General features: G+C 49.4%; 14 protein-coding genes. 5 read left to right on the forward strand and 9 right to left on the reverse strand.

From position 1 onward, the window contains the following. Positions 1–36 precede the first annotated feature (36 nt). Both C5O23_RS11155 and C5O23_RS11160 read left to right on the forward strand, forming a co-directional pair. Positions 37–1,878, forward strand: a complete 1,842-nt coding sequence (locus C5O23_RS11155; RefSeq protein ID WP_107033023.1) for a lytic transglycosylase — start codon at positions 37–39, stop codon at positions 1,876–1,878. Continuing rightward, complete coding sequence (locus C5O23_RS11160) at positions 1,878–2,591, forward strand: porin family protein (protein ID WP_240597811.1); 714 nt, start codon at positions 1,878–1,880, stop codon at positions 2,589–2,591. Before C5O23_RS11155 ends, C5O23_RS11160 begins: the two co-directional genes overlap by 1 nt. A gap of 95 nt (positions 2,592–2,686) precedes the next feature. On the opposite strand, the gene C5O23_RS11165 is transcribed toward C5O23_RS11160, so the two are convergent. The 7 genes from C5O23_RS11165 to rplM form a co-directional block, all read right to left on the reverse strand. After that, a complete protein-coding gene (locus C5O23_RS11165) occupies positions 2,687–3,532 on the reverse strand; it encodes an SDR family NAD(P)-dependent oxidoreductase (RefSeq protein WP_107033025.1) in 846 nt (281 codons plus the stop codon). A gap of 401 nt (positions 3,533–3,933) precedes the next feature. Further along, complete coding sequence (locus tag C5O23_RS11170; protein WP_107033026.1) at positions 3,934–4,680, reverse strand: LytR/AlgR family response regulator transcription factor; 747 nt, start codon at positions 4,678–4,680, stop codon at positions 3,934–3,936. A gap of 33 nt (positions 4,681–4,713) precedes the next feature. Beyond that, a complete protein-coding gene (locus tag C5O23_RS11175; RefSeq protein WP_107033027.1) occupies positions 4,714–5,802 on the reverse strand; it encodes a sensor histidine kinase in 1,089 nt (362 codons plus the stop codon). Between the two features lie 299 nt (positions 5,803–6,101). After that, a complete protein-coding gene (tsf, locus tag C5O23_RS11180; protein ID WP_107033028.1) occupies positions 6,102–7,094 on the reverse strand; it encodes a translation elongation factor Ts in 993 nt (330 codons plus the stop codon). A gap of 43 nt (positions 7,095–7,137) precedes the next feature. Beyond that, positions 7,138–7,968, reverse strand: coding sequence for a 30S ribosomal protein S2 (gene rpsB / locus C5O23_RS11185; RefSeq protein ID WP_107033029.1), 831 nt, complete (start codon positions 7,966–7,968; stop codon positions 7,138–7,140). 114 nt (positions 7,969–8,082) lie between these two features. After that, positions 8,083–8,469: a 30S ribosomal protein S9 gene (rpsI, locus tag C5O23_RS11190; protein ID WP_107033030.1), complete on the reverse strand. Its 387-nt coding sequence runs from the start codon at positions 8,467–8,469 to the stop codon at positions 8,083–8,085. A 7-nt stretch (positions 8,470–8,476) separates the two neighbouring features. Continuing rightward, entirely contained in the window at positions 8,477–8,956 is a 480-nt protein-coding gene (rplM, locus tag C5O23_RS11195) for a 50S ribosomal protein L13 (protein ID WP_107033031.1), read from the reverse strand. A 368-nt stretch (positions 8,957–9,324) separates the two neighbouring features. Between rplM and C5O23_RS11200 the strand changes: the two genes are divergently transcribed. Beyond that, positions 9,325–10,260, forward strand: coding sequence for a YitT family protein (locus C5O23_RS11200; protein ID WP_107033032.1), 936 nt, complete (start codon positions 9,325–9,327; stop codon positions 10,258–10,260). A 234-nt stretch (positions 10,261–10,494) separates the two neighbouring features. On the opposite strand, the gene spt is transcribed toward C5O23_RS11200, so the two are convergent. Next, the gene (gene spt / locus C5O23_RS11205) at positions 10,495–11,682 is read right to left on the reverse strand and encodes a serine palmitoyltransferase (protein WP_107033033.1); all 1,188 of its coding nucleotides are present in this window, start codon (positions 11,680–11,682) and stop codon (positions 10,495–10,497) included. 241 nt (positions 11,683–11,923) lie between these two features. Here spt and C5O23_RS11210 point away from each other — a divergent pair, with 241 nt between their 5' ends. Both C5O23_RS11210 and C5O23_RS11215 read left to right on the forward strand, forming a co-directional pair. Then, positions 11,924–12,772 carry a lysophospholipid acyltransferase family protein gene (locus tag C5O23_RS11210; protein ID WP_107033034.1) on the forward strand — a complete coding sequence of 283 codons (849 nt, stop codon included), beginning with the start codon at positions 11,924–11,926 and terminating at the stop codon, positions 12,770–12,772. Between the two features lie 49 nt (positions 12,773–12,821). Continuing rightward, positions 12,822–14,087, forward strand: a complete 1,266-nt coding sequence (locus C5O23_RS11215; RefSeq protein WP_107033035.1) for a sigma-54 interaction domain-containing protein — start codon at positions 12,822–12,824, stop codon at positions 14,085–14,087. An 83-nt stretch (positions 14,088–14,170) separates the two neighbouring features. Here C5O23_RS11215 and C5O23_RS11220 read toward each other — a convergent pair whose 3' ends face one another. Continuing rightward, the gene (locus C5O23_RS11220; protein WP_107033036.1) at positions 14,171–15,049 is read right to left on the reverse strand and encodes an N-acetylmuramoyl-L-alanine amidase-like domain-containing protein; all 879 of its coding nucleotides are present in this window, start codon (positions 15,047–15,049) and stop codon (positions 14,171–14,173) included. Positions 15,050–15,563: the final 514 nt, after the last annotated feature.

Raw genomic sequence — 15,563 nt, forward strand, 5'->3', positions numbered from 1 at the left:
TGATGTATCTTTGTGGAAGTTTTTAGCCATAAGCACATGAAATTTCGTAGACTGACCATATCTGCCCTCTGTTCTCTTGCATTGGCTGCAGGCATTACGGCTGACGCCGCAGTGAAAGATCTGCCTGTCAAAGAGATAAACGGACGTTCATACCATTATTATACCGTAGAGAACAAGGAGACCATTTATTCTCTCTGCCATAAGTTCGGCATCAGCAAAGACGAGCTTGTGAAGTTTAACCCCTCAGTGGCCGACGGACTGAAGTCAGGCTCGATGCTGTTCTTCCCGGTTGAAGAGAGCGAGGTGCTGACTCCGGACAATGCCAACCGTCACGGAGTGCGTATGCTGAGCCATACCGTGGCAAAAGGGGAGACTATCTATGGAATCGCTAAAAAATACGGAATAAGCACCGAAGCGCTGATCGAGCAGAACCCCGTGGTCCGCGAAGGGCTGAAGGCCGGCCAGACTCTTCATCTGACCGCTCCGGTTGTCGGCGAAGATAATTCTGCGGCCAATACGGCGGCTCCCGGAGCAGCCTCGCAGGGCACCACGGTAATCCGCACAGCTCCTGAAGGCTATATAGTAAAGAAGAAAGAGACGTTTTATTCCATAGCCAATGCCCACGGAATCACTGTGGAGCAGCTTGAAGCCGCCAATCCGGGTATTACGATCCTGAAAGAAGGCCAGGTGCTGAGCATTCCGGCTCCGCAGGGAGCAGTAGCGGCAGAGCAGCAGGCTTCTCCATCAGGCCTGATTCCGGTCGGAACTGACGGCACGGTCTCAGTCGATGACCTTGCCCGTGCATCCGGTGTGACTCCGGAGGCTAAAGAGGAGCTTTCGGTAGCGGTGGTATTGCCGTTTATGCTCAAGGAAGAAACACCCTCAAAGAGCGCGCAGCGCTACACTGAATTCTATAAAGGATTTCTGATTGCCGTAGACAGTATGCGCCACAATGGAGTCCCGGTAAAAGTGACTGCCTATGACACTGAAGGGTCCACTGCGAAAGTCCGTCAGCTGACTTCTGACAGCACCTTGAAAGCTCATCGCATGATAATAGCCCCCGATTCGTCAGACCAGCTGGCTATACTCGGTGAATTCGGGCGTGATAACGGCATAAAAGTGCTCAACGCTTTTATAGTCCGCGATGAATGCTATCAGACTAATCCTGCCGTGATGCAGGGAAACATACCTTCGCAGCAAATGATTGACAAAGCCGCCGAAGCAATTGCCGGACGGCTGGCATATTCAACTCCCGTCTTTGTATCTCTGGCAGACGGCGCGAATGCAGACAAATCTGATTTTATCTCGGCGCTCAAATCGCGTCTTGAGTCAAAAGGAATTGAGTGGAAGACCATCACAGCCGAGGCGAAACTGACTCCGGCTGATCTTAAAAGCCTGAAGTCTGACGGGAACTATACGTTTATACCACTGTCGGCCCGTCAGAGCGATCTCAACCGCATAATGCCCGCTGTCATAGAGTGGCGCGACGAGGCCGGACTCCCGATGGTCAAGCTTGTCGGCTATCCGGAGTGGGTGACATTCCGCGGCGAGACTCTGCAGAACATGCACAATCTCAACACCACGGTGTATTCGCGTTTCTTTGTCGATGATGACAATGTGCGCACACGTCGCATGGAAGACCGTTTCAAAGGCTGGTATGGAGCCGGAATGGAAAATGCCATACCGCGTCAGGGACTGCTCGGTTTCGATACAGGCATGTTTGTGCTGGATTATCTCAAGAACCCGGTGGCACGCTATGACGGTGTGCAGAACGGCTATTCGTTCACAACCCCGGAAGGAGCCGAGGGACAGTGCAACAATGTGCTCTATCTGATCAACTTCCGCACCGGCGGTTTAATTGAAAAAATCAATCTCTGATGGCAGGTAAGGTATTTCGTATGATTGCCGGACGGGTGCTTGTTGCGCTGGCACTTCTGCTGCCTGTCAGTGTGATGGCCCAGAGAGAATATTCGCCCAACTTTTCGATAGGAGGAAAGGCCGGAGCGACATTGTCGCGCATGTCATTCAGCCCTGAGGTGCATCAGAAGTTCACCCAGGGGCTCACTATGGGCCTTGCCTGCCGCTACACGGAGGAGAAGATCTTCGGTCTGATCGGAGAAATCAACGTGACGCAGCGTGGATGGGCCGAGGATTTTGCCAAGGACGAGGCGCCGGAGTTCAGTTATTCACGCACTCTGACCTATGTCTCTATTCCGGTGATGACACATATCTATTTCGGGTCACAGAAATTTCGCGGTTTTTTCAATCTCGGACCGGAGGTGGGATTTTTGCTCGGCAGTTCGATCGATGCAAATTTCGATTATGACAACTATAAAAATATACCTAATTTCCCGCAAGGCTCTCGAACTAATGAGCAGTTGGCAATGGCTGTAGACCGCAAGTTTGACTACGGTATTGTCGGTGGGGCCGGTATGGAGATTGTGATAAAGCGCCGACACTCCATAATGCTCGAAGGCCGCTACTATTTTGGCCTGGGAAATATCTTCAAGGATTCAAAGCGTGACTTCTTTGCTGCCTCACGTAATAATTCGATCGAGATTTCACTGAAATATATGATTCGTGTGAAATAAGCGGCTTCCGGACACAATATATACCACACGACATCCCCCGCACATTCAACCGTGATCTGATTCCGGCGATGTGCGGGGGATGTGGTTATGATGCCTTATGCGGTTACGCTTTTATCTATCGGATCTTTGACTTCGGCTGGCGGTTCCGGCTGGCTGAGCGACTTTTCGACGGATGCGTCTGTTTTCTCCTGGGCAGGAGTGGCGGGAGCGGAGACATTGACCGGAATGCGCTCCCAGATGCGGTCGGGGAGGAGACTCCAGAGTCTGACTGCAAGATTCCATCTCCAGTCCACGATACACAGCCTACGGCGCTTTATTATAGCGCGGACAATGCTTGCAACTGCATGGTCAAGGCTCATTGTCATCGGGTAGACTCTGTCAGGGTTAAGCAGCGGGGTGCGTATCCATCCTGGGCGGATGTCAGTGAATGAAATGTCGAGATTCTGCATCCCGGCGAGCTGGTCGAGAGCGGTCAGATAAGCCTGCTGATATTTTTTGGATGAAGAATAGGATGCGAGCTGTCCGATTCCTTTGGTGCCGGCCACGGATGTCACGGCTGCGATGCGCCCGCGGCCTCCGTGTTCACGGAAATATCTGAAGGCAGTGTCGATCATGCGGGTGAAGCCGACCACATTAGTCTGTGCGGTGGCCACATCATGGTCTGTCACAAGAGTCTCGTTTTCATATCCGATGCCTGCCACATGAAGATATATGTCCATTCCGCCGAGCCTTCCGATGAGATCACGGAGGTGGGAGGGAGATGCAGCGTCGTCAATGTTGATCCGCGCATAGCGGATGCGGTCAGGAAAGTCTGACTGAAGTTTGCGCATGACTTTCTCATTGCGCCCTGCGGCTCCTACGAGCCAGCCGGCTTTCGCGAAGATTTCTGCCACACGGAGTCCGATTCCGGATGTGGCGCCCATGATTACGATTCTCTTCATTTTTTTCTGATTTGCTCAAAAGCGGATAATAGTTTGACAAGTGACTTGTCTGTTTAACACTTGGAGTCATCAGATGGTTTAAAAGCGGTCAGAGCCTGACGTTTGAGTGTGGTTTTAGTTAACTTAGGTTAAAAGATCGGGTGGAGTGTAACTTTGGACATGGTACTTTCGTCTTATAAACAGCACAACGAGAAATCGCGATGGTTTGAATCGCGAGAAGTAAAAGATAGTACGAATGCAATATTAGTTAAAGCTTCTATTTTGTAATTAGTCCGTCTTTATTAGCTTTGGACGGAGAAGGTATAAAGCAATGCAGGGTTGGTCGAGATGACCGGCCCTGCATTGTTTATGGCTGCTTCTGCTCTGCGCCGTAAAGTAGGGGGGAGTGGGGAAGGGCGGTTTCAGCCCAAAGTGCGCCTGGATATGAATTCTGCGAAAGTGTCTTTGTAGCTTTCGGATACCGGGATCTGTGTGCGCCCGAAAATGATGCGGTTGCGCTCAATTACTTTGATCCTGGATAGATTTACAATGTATGACCGGTGGACACGCATGAATAAGTCGGAAGGCAGCGTCTGTTCGAGCGCTTTCATACTCAGGAGTGTCATTATGGATTTCTCTGATCCTTCGACGTAGATTTTGACGTAGTCTTTCAGGCCTTCGATATAGAGGATGTCGGCGATGCGGACCTGCACCAGCTTGTATTCGCTTTTGACGATTATATATTCTCCTGCCTTTTCCGGTGAAGAGACCTGCGATTGCAGTTTTGAGGAATCGGACTGGTGTTTCATCTCGTACCAGGCAAGGGCGCGCCTTGCGGCTGCAAGAAATTCCTCGTAGCTGACCGGTTTGAGCAGATAGTCGAGTGCGTTGACCCGGAAACCTTCAACCGCGTAGTCTGAATATGCCGTAGTAAATATGATGCGGGTGTCGGCAGGGATGATCCGGGCAAATTCGATGCCGTTCAGCTGGGGTATCTGTATGTCGAGAAATACGATGTCGATATCGTTGTTGAGAATGGTGTAGATAGCGTCGCGAGGCGATGAAAATTCGCCGGCGATTTCAAGAAACGGTGTCTTTTCGATATATGAACGGATGAGGCCTGATGCCAGGGGCTCGTCGTCGATCACGCAACAGCGAAGGGTCTGCATAGGTCGGTGGTTTATTGAGATGGGAGACTGATTTTATTTGAGAGTTGACGGTATGCTCAGCCAGACCTGATAGAGGCCGTCGGCAGTAGTGACTTTCAGCTCGGCTGCCTGGCCGTAGATCAGGTGTAGCCGACGGCGAAGATTGACCATGCCGATTCCTCCTGACGGGGTGGATGTGTTGTGCTCACGGTTTTTGTCTGATGGGATGTGTCCGTTGGATGTATGGCATTCTATGCGGTTGCCGTCAGCGCGGATGTGGATGGTCAGAGGTATTTCGGGTGTATGGATGCCGTGTTTGAATACGTTCTCAATGAGTGTGATGAACAGCAGGGGGGCAACTCGCATGTCCTGTCTGCCATTACTGTCGATGTCAAGCCTGACATCGAGTTTGATAGCGGAGTTAAGTCTGAGCCGCATGAGGCTGATATAGTTCGTGATAAAGTCAAATTCCTGCTTTATTGAGACTGAGGTGGGATTGTCATAAAGCACGAAACGCAGCAGCCTGCTCAGTTTGTGGACTGCTTCCTGGGCCTTTTCCGGGGAGATGGCTATGAGTGCGTAGATTGAGTTGAGTGTGTTGAATAGAAAGTGGGGGTTGAGCTGGCTTTTCAGGTTTTTCAGTTCCTCTTCATGCTGTGCGCTGATCAGGTCTCTCTGTTTGCGGTCAAGCATAAGCCATTTGTCGCCGAGACGCAGAGCGGTTGCGAGTCCGATGACGAGGATCACCATAACCAGGTCGCGCGACATGATGCTGACCCATTTTGCTATGTAGATTCCTTCTGACAGATGAAGATGTTTGGTCTTCGGTGCTTTTCCTCCGAGAAATTCACGGAAGCGCCACACCAGATAGATGAGGATCATGGCTACAATTATAAGCAGTAGGTTTGATGCCACGAACCTGACAACCCGATGAGGCTTGTCAAGCGACTTTTCAATGATCCAGTAATAATTTATGTAGAAAACAGCGATATACACAAGGGCTTTGGCATAGACCCATAGTCGCAATGGATGGGCCGGAGAGGAGAGTGAGGTCAGCACCTCCGGAAGTATGAACAGTATGGTTATGCAGAGCAGGTGAGTCAGGAATGTGGTGATGCGCTGCCGGGTAAGAATTTCACTCATAGATCACAAAAATAATTATTTTTGACCAAAGTGGCAAAATTATTGGACGTCACAGGATTTTCAATCGACAAAAGTATCGTGAAAGCATCGTGATGACAAACCGGGTCATGAAGTCGCAGAGAGATGTGGTGATAAGGTGATTTAGAGTAACTGTTCAGCGAATCGAACACCCCTCTTATTGTGGAGCGGGGTCTGAGTGAATCGTATAAGCTGCCCCGGAAATGATGAACGGGTGCCGACATTCGGTCAGCACCCGTTCACGGAGTATTGCGTTGTTATGACTTTCTTGGCCGGGAGGATTAGTCCTGGTTGAGGTTTACGCGCTTGAACGCAACAGCGACAAGGCCTTTGCGGGTCTGTTCGAGGAACTGACCTACAGAAAGCTTGCTGTCCTGAACATATTCCTGTTCCATGAGGCAGCTTTCTTTGAAGAACTTGTTGAGACGACCGTTGGCGATGTTCTGGATCATGGCCTCAGGGAGGTTGGCAGCTTTTGCTTCAGCTGTTTCTTTCATGATCTGACGAGCCTTGGTTGCATCTTCTTCAGTGATCCAGCCCTTGGTGATGTTGGATTCGATGTGGTCTTCAGAGTCGAAGTGGTTGGGGTTGAGACCAGCTTTCTTGAGAGCGGCTTCAACGGCCTTCTTGATCTGTTCCTGCTTGGTCTTTTCAACGGCGACGGCGATTTCCTGGTCGATAGTGGCCTGGGGAACGTCTTCGCGGCTGCAGGCAACGGGGTTCATAGATGCGATCTGCATGCAGATTTCGCGGCCTACCTGGGCGTCAACGTCGGGGAGGTTGAAGCCTACGATAGCGGCGAGCTTGTTGTTGAAGTGGTTGTAAGCTGCGGTAGTGGGAGCTTCAACTACTTCATAAGCGCCGATTTCGGTCTTTTCGCCGGTTTTGCCTGACTCTTCGGTCACGAGGTCGGCGACAGTGATGCCGTCAACGGTGATGGCCTTGAGTTCGTCGACAGTCTTGCAGCGGTTTTCAACTGCGATGTCGAGGAGTTTTTTGGCGAGAGAAACGAAGCCTTCGTTCTTGGCAACGAAGTCAGTCTCGCAGTTGAGGGCGAGGATAGCAGCGAAGTTTCCTTCGTTCTTTGAGAGAACGCATCCTTCTGCGGCGTTGCGGTCTTCACGCTTTGCTGCTACAGCCTGACCTTTCTTGCGGAGGATCTCAACGGCTGCTTCGATGTCGCCGTCAGTTTCGGCGAGGGCCTTTTTGCAGTCCATCAAACCGGCGCTTGTGAGGTGGCGCAGTTTGGTGATTTCTGCCATTGTAACTGCCATAGTATAGTGTGAGTTTAGAATGTTTGTGAAAAGAGTGGATTGATTATTCGGCTGCTTCGGCAACTTCGGCAACTTCAGTTTCAGCTACTTCAGCTTCGCCTTCGCCCTTGCGGCTCACGCGGCGACGTTCGCGGCGGGGAGCTGCGTCAGAGTTTTCAGCAGATGCTTTTTCGTCAGCCTTCTCTACTTTGCGTTCCTCAAGACCTTCGCTGATTGATTCGCATACGGTTGAGAGGATGAGGTCGATAGACTTTGATGCGTCATCGTTTGCGGGGATAACGAAGTCTACGTTTGAAGGATCGGAGTTGGTGTCGACGATAGCGAAAACGGGAATACCGAGACGGTTTGCTTCGGCAACGGCGATGTGCTCCTTGCAAACGTCAACTACGAACAGAGCCGAGGGAAGACGGTTGAGGTCAGCGATTGAGCCAAGGTTCTTTTCGAGTTTGGCGCGCTGACGGGTGATCTGGAGTTTTTCGCGCTTCGAGAGGTTGTCGAAAGTGCCGTCTTTTGTCATCTTGTCGATGGCGGTCATTTTCTTCACGGCCTTGCGGATGGTCGGGAAGTTGGTGAGCATACCGCCGGGCCAGCGTTCGATGACGTAGGGCATGTTGACGCTCTGAGCCTTGTCGGCGATGATTTCCTTGGCCTGCTTTTTGGTAGCTACGAAGAGGATCTTCTTGCCGCCCTTGGCGATGTTGCGGAGAGCTGCAGCAGCTTCTTCAAGTTTGGCCTGGGTCTTATAGAGGTCTATGATGTGGATACCGTTGCGCTCCATGAAGATGTAGGGCGCCATTGCAGGATTCCATTTTCTTTTCATGTGGCCAAAATGGCAACCTGCTTCGAGGAGTTGGTCAAAATTGGGTGTTGACATGATTTGTTGTTGGGTTGTTTACGTTCTTTTGACAAATTACAACCGGAGAGTAGGGAACGTGTCCATCTCAGCGGTTTAGATACTAAACACTTGAGGAGAGTCTGAAATTGAATATTAACGCTTGGAGAACTGGAAGCGCTTGCGGGCTTTGGGACGACCGGGCTTCTTGCGTTCAACAACGCGCGGGTCGCGGGTCATGAAGCCTTCTACGCGGAGTGTGTGCTTGTCTTCGGGGTTGATCTTGACGAGAGCGCGGGCAATAGCGAGACGGAGTGCTTCAGCCTGGCCTTTGTAACCGCCGCCGTTGAGGTTGACCTTGATGTCATACTTTTCAACAACGTCAAGTGTTGACAGAGGCTGTTTGACGATGTACTGAAGGATGGAAGAGGGGAAGTACACATCGAGGGCGCGTTTGTTGATGGTGATTTGACCGTTTCCTTCTTTAACGATCACGCGAGCTACGGCTGCTTTACGGCGGCCAACTGCATTAACTGATTCCATTCTTCAATTATTTAATTTTGTTGATGTCGATAACTACGGGATTCTGTGCTTCGTGGGGGTGGTTGGGACCATTGTAAACGTGCATGTTTTCAATGATGGCACGGCCCATGCGGTTTTTGGGGAGCATACCTTTCATCACTTTGGTGAAGAGGGGATGGTAGCCGGGTTTGATGTGCTTGTTCAGAGACTTCTTCATCATGATTTCGGGAGTAGCCGTGCGCTGTCCGCCGGGATAGCCGGTGTATGAGAGGTATTCACGGTCAGTCCATTTCTTGCCGGTGAGGCGAACCTTGTCGGCGTTGATGATGATGACGTTGTCGCCACACTCGATGTTGGGAGAGTAGCTGGGTTTGTTTTTGCCACGGAGAATGAGGGCAACTTTTGCACAAAGACGGCCGAGCACTTGGTCGGTAGCGTCAACAACGACCCAGTTGCGTTCAACGTTTGCTGCGTTGGGGGTAAGGGTCTTATAACTTAAAGTATCCACGTTAAATGTTTAATTAATAGATAGTTACTTTTTGACTGCATCAGGGCTTCGCTTGGCCAAAAGCTTGGTCCTGAAACTGTCTGGTTTATTAATTGGACATAATCGGTGTGCAAAGGTAGTGATTTTGTGTGGATTGACAATCGGGGTTTATGTTTTTTTAACAAACGCTTTGTTCTATAGACGACTGATTCTATATTGTGGGGTGTGCCCGACGGGCGATGATAATATAGCGTAAATCGGGTTGATTTTATTTCATATTATTATAATGTGTTATTCCGCCGGTCTGTCCGGTGGAAAATTTGCCTGCAAAATGGTTTGGAGGGAATTATAATTTAAGTTAAATTTGCGCTGTTATAATTCTATTGACAATGACTTTTTCAAAAACGAAACTCTGGATGTCGAGCCGTGATTATATCATGATCACGCTTGCCGCTTTGATTTATGGTTTTGGCTTCTCGGCTTTTATTCTTCCGGAGAAGGTTGTGATAGGTGGTGTCACCGGTCTTGGTACGATTGTCTATTTTCTTACCGGGAATCCTTATCTGATCGGTATCACACAGTATGCCATAAACATAGTGCTGCTTGTGATTGCCTGGAAGGTTGTCGGCCGGGCCTTTGTCTATAAGACTCTTTACGGTGCTACTGCGATTTCGCTGGTGGTCACTCTTATGCCTCCGCTATTCTCGGGTGCATTGGTGCCGGGCCAGCCGTTTATGAATGTGTGTATCGGTTCGGTTCTGTCGGGCATAGCCCTTGGTATTGTTTTCACTCATAACGGCAGTACGGGTGGAACGGATATCGTTGCGGCTATTGTGGCGAAAAAGACTAATGTGACTGTGGGCCGTACTATGCTTTATGTCGATTTTGCGATCATTTCTTCAAGCTATCTGTTTTTCCATGATATAACAAGGGTGGTCTACGGCTTTATTGTGCTGTTTATTCTGACCTACATGCTGGATCTGATTATAAACTCAAACCGTCAGGCGGTTCAGTTTATCATTGTTTCCAAGCACTGGGAGCGGATTGCAAATGCTATAAACAAGTATCCGCGACGCGGTGTGACTGTGCTTGACGGTATGGGCTGGTATTCAAAGCAGCCGGTCAAACTCTTGCTGGTGGTGTGCCGCAAAATGGAGGCTGTGACAGTGTTTCGTGTGGTCAAGGATCTTGATCCGAATGCTTTCATTACCCAGGCTAATGTAAACGGTGCTTACGGCGAGGGGTTTGATCAGCTGAAATTTCGGCCTGATCATGAGCTGAGCCGTAAGCTTGAGGCTGACAAGAGCTGCGGGACGCCGGAATAGATAGCAAAGCATTACTGCCGCGGTATTGGCTATTTGCGGTAGTAGTAACAAATGTTGGTATAACTTTATCTTGGTCTGATTATATTTGTTTATGGATATTTGGATTGTCTATGATTCACTTATTTTTTTGAGTATTTTCTGACCGGTGATGGTATGACGGTATAAAACCACAGCGGCGTAATCTCGGTTGATGATTACGCCGCTGTGGTTTTATGTGTTGCGCTTATCGCTTTTTTACGGAAGCAGGTTGTATTTGCGGAATATTTTTGTTATTGTTTCGAGTGCGCGGTCCACCTGCTCCATTGTGTGTGTGGCCATCAGTGAGAAGCGGATGAGTGTGTCGGTGGGGGCTACGGCAGGCGAAACTACCGGATTGACGAAGATTCCTTCTTCAAGAAGATCGCGTGTGATGGCGAATGTCTTGAAGTCATCGCGGATGAAGAGCGGAATGATGGGGGTCGATGTGTTGCCGATCTCGAATCCCATGTTGCGGAATCCGTCAAGCGCATGGTTTGTGAGTTTCCAGAGGTTTTCCTGGCGTTCGGGCTCGGCTTTCATTATCTCCAGAGCTTTGAGGGCTGCGGCGGTAGATGCCGGGGTGATGCTGGCGGTGAAGATGTAGGAGCGTGAATGGTGGCGCAGGAAGTTGGTGATCTCCTTGTTTGTGGCTATGAAGCCGCCGAGTGATGCGAATGACTTGGAGAATGTGCCCATGATGAGATCTACGTCATCGGCCACTCCGTAGTGGTGGCATACTCCGCGGCCGCCTTCGCCGAACACGCCGATGCCGTGGGCTTCGTCCATCATGACGCTGGCGTTGTATTTCTTCGCAAGTTTTACGATTTCGCGCACATTTGCCACATCGCCTTCCATTGAGAAGACGCTGTCGCTGACGATGAGTTTGACCTTGTCGGGGTCACATCGCTGGAGCTGCTTTTCGAGCGACTCCATGTCGTTGTGCTTGTATTTGAACTGCTGGCTGAATGACAGGCGGCGTCCTTCTATGATCGAGGCATGGTCCTGTTCGTCCCACAGGATGTAGTCTTCGCGTCCGGTAAGGGCTGAGACTACTCCGAGGTTTACTTCGAATCCGGTTGAGTAGACCATTACGTCTTCTTTGCCTATATATTCAGCAAGAGCTGCTTCGAGCTGCTTGTGGAGATCCAGGGTTCCGTTTAGAAACGGAGATCCGGCGCATCCCGTGCCGTATTTGCGGGTGGCTTCGATGGCTGCTTCTTTGATGCGGGGGTCATTGACGAGACCGGTGTAGCAGTTTGATCCGAACATCAATACTTTCTTGCCGTCAATGATTACCTCAGGATCCTGTTCGCTCGAAATGGCGCGGAAGTAGGGGTAAACCCCGGCGGCTTTTGCTTCCTGAGGAGCTGTGTATCTGGATAGTTTTTGTTGTAGTAAGTTCATAAAATAGTAAGAAAACGCTTATGCCGCGATTGTGAATATTTTCTTGGTCTTTTTGCAGTGTGCAAAGGTAGAAAAATTTTCACACTTTTATACAATTGGCGATTGCTTTTGGGTGTTAATTTTGCTAAACGAGGCTTCTCGATGGCTATTTTTCTTGTGTTTTTGGTGCTTATAGGTAACAATGTGTCGGGTTTTACCTATATTTTTCTTAATTTTGCACTTGCTCTAAACTTGAACTATAATGGAACAAACTCAAAATAAGGAAATCAAACGCACGGTTCTTGATTATGATGACATTGTCGGTATGGCTCCTTTTCTGAAGGGGAAGAGGCGTCTGGTCGGCTGGTTGATGAAGCTGCTCTCTGTCGATAAGGTCAACTGGATTCACAGTCATAACTTCGACACTCCGGGGCCGCAGTTCTGCCGCGGTCTGCTTGAAGATCTCAATATAAAGCTGCGTATCGACAATGAAAAGGTGCTCGATAATCTGCCTGAAGGAGCATTCATAACCATAAGCAATCATCCGTTCGGCGCGCTTGACGGAATCACGCTTATTGATATAATCGGTCGTCGCCGCCCGAAATTCAAGGTAATGGTGAATATGATCCTGAATTATATCGTGGCGATGCGTCCCAATTTTATTGCGGTCGACCAGACGGCGAGCGATGATCCGGCCAAGAAGGCAGTGTCGATGAAGGGTATAAAAGAGGCGATAATGCAGGTGCGCAGGGGGGAGCCGATCGGGTTCTTTCCGGCGGGAGCTGTTGGCAATTATAACAAGCATCTTAAGTTTGAGGATCGCGAGTGGCGCGAGTCGATCATCCGTCTTATCCAGCAGCTGAAGGTGCCGGTGATTCCGATTTTCTTTCATGGTTACAATAGCTGGTGGTTCCGTTTCCTTGGTATAGTCTCATGGCAGATCCGCACTCTGAGATTGCCGGCCGAGGTGTTCCGCAGGAAAAACAGCACGATCCATATCTCGGTCGGAGATCCGATTACACCCGAAGAAATCGAAGCTCATTCAGGTTCGATAAAGGAGCTTGGGGATTTCTTGCGTGAGAAAACCTATTGCCTGCAGTCAATCAAATGATGACTGGCTTTGCCTCTGATTGTATCGTCTAATTTTTGAAGAGTTACTTATGCAGATTAATCTTCAGGAACTGCCTGATGAGATAGTTCAGGCCAAACAGCGCTATGGGATTGTCGGCAATGCGCCCGGCCTTTTGGCTGCGGTGTCGCGGGCCATCCAGGTTGCGCCGATTGATCTTTCGGTTCTTGTGACCGGCGAGAGCGGTACCGGCAAGGAGTTTTTTCCGAAGATAATTCACGGTTTCTCGCCACGGAAACATAACAAATACATAGCTGTCAACTGCGGGGCCATTCCGGAGGGTACGATTGATTCGGAACTTTTCGGTCATGAGAAAGGCTCGTTTACCGGTGCGGTCTCTTCGCGAAAAGGATATTTCGAGGAGGCCGATGGCGGCACTATATTTCTCGACGAAGTGGCGGAGTTGCCTCTCACCACTCAGGCACGACTGTTGAGAGTGCTTGAGAGCGGCGAGTTCCTGAAAGTGGGTTCTTCTACAGTTCAGAAGTCAAACGTGCGCATTGTGGCGGCTACTAATGTTGACATGGCAAAAGCCGTAGCTGATGGTCGCTTCAGAGAGGATCTGTATTATCGATTGTCAACGGTGTCTATTCACATCCCTCCGCTTCGCGACCGTGGGGCGGATATCGCACTTCTGGCGCGTAAGTTTGCCTCGGATTTTTCTGAACGCTATGCGATGCCGGCGGTGGCGCTTGACGAAAGCGCGCGCGGGGTACTGATGAGATATCGCTGGCCCGGCAATGTAAGGCAGCTGAAAAATGTGGTCGAACAGATTGCCTTATTCGAGTCAGGTCGTGAAGTCGGAGCTGACGATGTGATGTCGTTCCTTCCAGCCGGAAGTCTCAATTATGTCCCTGTGGCCTCTTCTGTTGATCCGCATCATGACTATGCTTCTGAACGCGAAGCTCTTTTCGGGATGATATTGCGTCTTCAGCAGCAGATCGAGGCTCTTAATTCGCGGATTGAGGCTCTGGATAATGGCGGATCTGCTTCTCGTGGCACATCATATCAGTCTATCGAAGAGGTTGAACCATCTGAGAGCCTGGTAAGGTCGATAGTGAAGTTTCAGCCCTTTGCTTCGCCATTGAACCGTGACGTTATAGTTGCAGACTCTGTTCCGTCTTTCCGCTCCGGTGGGATGGGAGATGTTGTGCCTGCTACTCTTGAAGAAACCGAGCGTGACACAATCCGTCGGGCTCTTGAGCGTAATGGTGGAAAGCGCAAAGACGCTGCCAGAGAACTGAAAATATCCGAGCGTACTCTCTATCGCAAAATCAAGGAGTATGGCATTGAATAGAGATTTGGATGGTATTTGGAAAAAAGCAGGGCCGAAATTTCACGGATGAAATTTCGGCCCTGCTTTTTATATTATGGTGTTGATTACTGTGTCTGCAGACGCAGTACCCGGATGCCTGTCAGTTGGTGGGCTTTGCGCATGTATTCTGTCAGCGGGAGCTTATCGATGACAACTTTGTCTTCTTTTGATGATGCGTGTAGCAGATGTGGGCCGTCTTTTTCTATTACGAGTATCCCAACATGGCTCACGTCAAGACCGTTTGTTTTTGTGGTGAGTGCCACTATGTCACCTCCTTTGAGTGCGTTGATGATTGGTTTGCTTGAGAGGCGGGCCGATTTGATGTAGGGGAATCGGTGAGATCTGTAGCCAACCTCCATGTTCTTGATTCCTTCAAATGTGGCGGAGTCGCTGAGAGCCGGGTATTTTGAACGGTTGCGCGACATAAAGTCGAGGGTCTTGATCTGAACGTCTGATTGAGGTATTCTGCCGGTTACATCTTTTATATAGCCACGGTGTGTATTTGTTATCACCCAGTCACTGATATAGTGTAGGCGCGAGGCATATCCGTCGGCGTATCCGTTACGATAGCGGATTGTTTCAAGCATGTCCAGAAAGTCAATCCATGAGCAGCGGTGGTTTTCTACCGTTAGCGCCAAGGCTACTACCGTTTCCACGAAAGTGGTACAATCCATTTCTTCCAGATTTACCGTGAGCGCTTCAGGTGATCCTTCGAGTGTTCCGGATTTATATGGAGTGCCTATAAATTCGCGACCGATGAATTCGACTAACTGATTCGGATTGCTGGCGCATAGATCGGTGGCTTTGACCAGGATTCTGGTTATGGTTGTGGTGTCGGCCGCTTCATTGTGCCATCTCACTTCGTGTGGGTCTGCTGCGAGAACATTGGCGGGCAATATAATAAGTAATAATATAAATATAATATAGGTGTAGGCTTTGTTCATGGTTGCGCTTGGCTTTCTTGGTTCTTTTATTGTATTGTTGAGTTGAATGCGGAATTGTGTAGCCCAAAATTACTCAAAAGTTCCGTCTTAGCCAAATTGAGATGTCGTTTTGGAGCGTATTTGTTAAAATAGGGTGGGATAAAACCTCAAAATCGCGCTTAAGTGTTAAAATTCTGTTAAAACATCGTGAGATATTTGGAAGGAATTGGGGAAATGTCTACCTTTGCACTCGCTTTTGAGAAGCAAGGCCTGCAGCGGCAGACTGATAGAAGATATAACGCTGGAAATGGTAGATCGGTTCGCCGATCAAATCTTAAGAAAGGTTAAAATCTTCAGAAAAATTTGCGAGATTCAAATAAGGGTTGTACCTTTGCAAAGTTTTCCACTGGCCGCCACGGCGATCGAGAAAGCAACGAGAGAACATTGAAAGATTTACAATAGACATGAAAGTAGTACAAGAGTCATTTTTAGGAAATGCACTCTGTCAATTTCAAAGTTAGATCGCAATAGATTG

Source organism: Duncaniella muris, assembly GCF_003024805.1.
GTDB classification, from domain to species: domain Bacteria; phylum Bacteroidota; class Bacteroidia; order Bacteroidales; family Muribaculaceae; genus Duncaniella; species Duncaniella muris.

What these genes read in the sequence shown, in the direction of transcription:
- C5O23_RS11155 (WP_107033023.1), top strand. Translation starts at nt 37, where the DNA reads ATGAAATTTCGTAGACTGACCATATCTGCCCTCTGTTCTCTTGCATTG.
- C5O23_RS11160 (WP_240597811.1), top strand. Translation starts at nt 1,878, where the DNA reads ATGGCAGGTAAGGTATTTCGTATGATTGCCGGACGGGTGCTTGTTGCG.
- C5O23_RS11165 (WP_107033025.1), bottom strand. Translation starts at nt 3,532, where the DNA reads ATGAAGAGAATCGTAATCATGGGCGCCACATCCGGAATCGGACTCCGT.
- C5O23_RS11170 (WP_107033026.1), bottom strand. Translation starts at nt 4,680, where the DNA reads ATGCAGACCCTTCGCTGTTGCGTGATCGACGACGAGCCCCTGGCATCA.
- C5O23_RS11175 (WP_107033027.1), bottom strand. Translation starts at nt 5,802, where the DNA reads ATGAGTGAAATTCTTACCCGGCAGCGCATCACCACATTCCTGACTCAC.
- tsf (WP_107033028.1), bottom strand. Translation starts at nt 7,094, where the DNA reads ATGGCAGTTACAATGGCAGAAATCACCAAACTGCGCCACCTCACAAGC.
- rpsB (WP_107033029.1), bottom strand. Translation starts at nt 7,968, where the DNA reads ATGTCAACACCCAATTTTGACCAACTCCTCGAAGCAGGTTGCCATTTT.
- rpsI (WP_107033030.1), bottom strand. Translation starts at nt 8,469, where the DNA reads ATGGAATCAGTTAATGCAGTTGGCCGCCGTAAAGCAGCCGTAGCTCGC.
- C5O23_RS11200 (WP_107033032.1), top strand. Translation starts at nt 9,325, where the DNA reads ATGACTTTTTCAAAAACGAAACTCTGGATGTCGAGCCGTGATTATATC.
- spt (WP_107033033.1), bottom strand. Translation starts at nt 11,682, where the DNA reads ATGAACTTACTACAACAAAAACTATCCAGATACACAGCTCCTCAGGAA.
- C5O23_RS11210 (WP_107033034.1), top strand. Translation starts at nt 11,924, where the DNA reads ATGGAACAAACTCAAAATAAGGAAATCAAACGCACGGTTCTTGATTAT.
- C5O23_RS11215 (WP_107033035.1), top strand. Translation starts at nt 12,822, where the DNA reads ATGCAGATTAATCTTCAGGAACTGCCTGATGAGATAGTTCAGGCCAAA.
- C5O23_RS11220 (WP_107033036.1), bottom strand. Translation starts at nt 15,049, where the DNA reads ATGAACAAAGCCTACACCTATATTATATTTATATTATTACTTATTATA.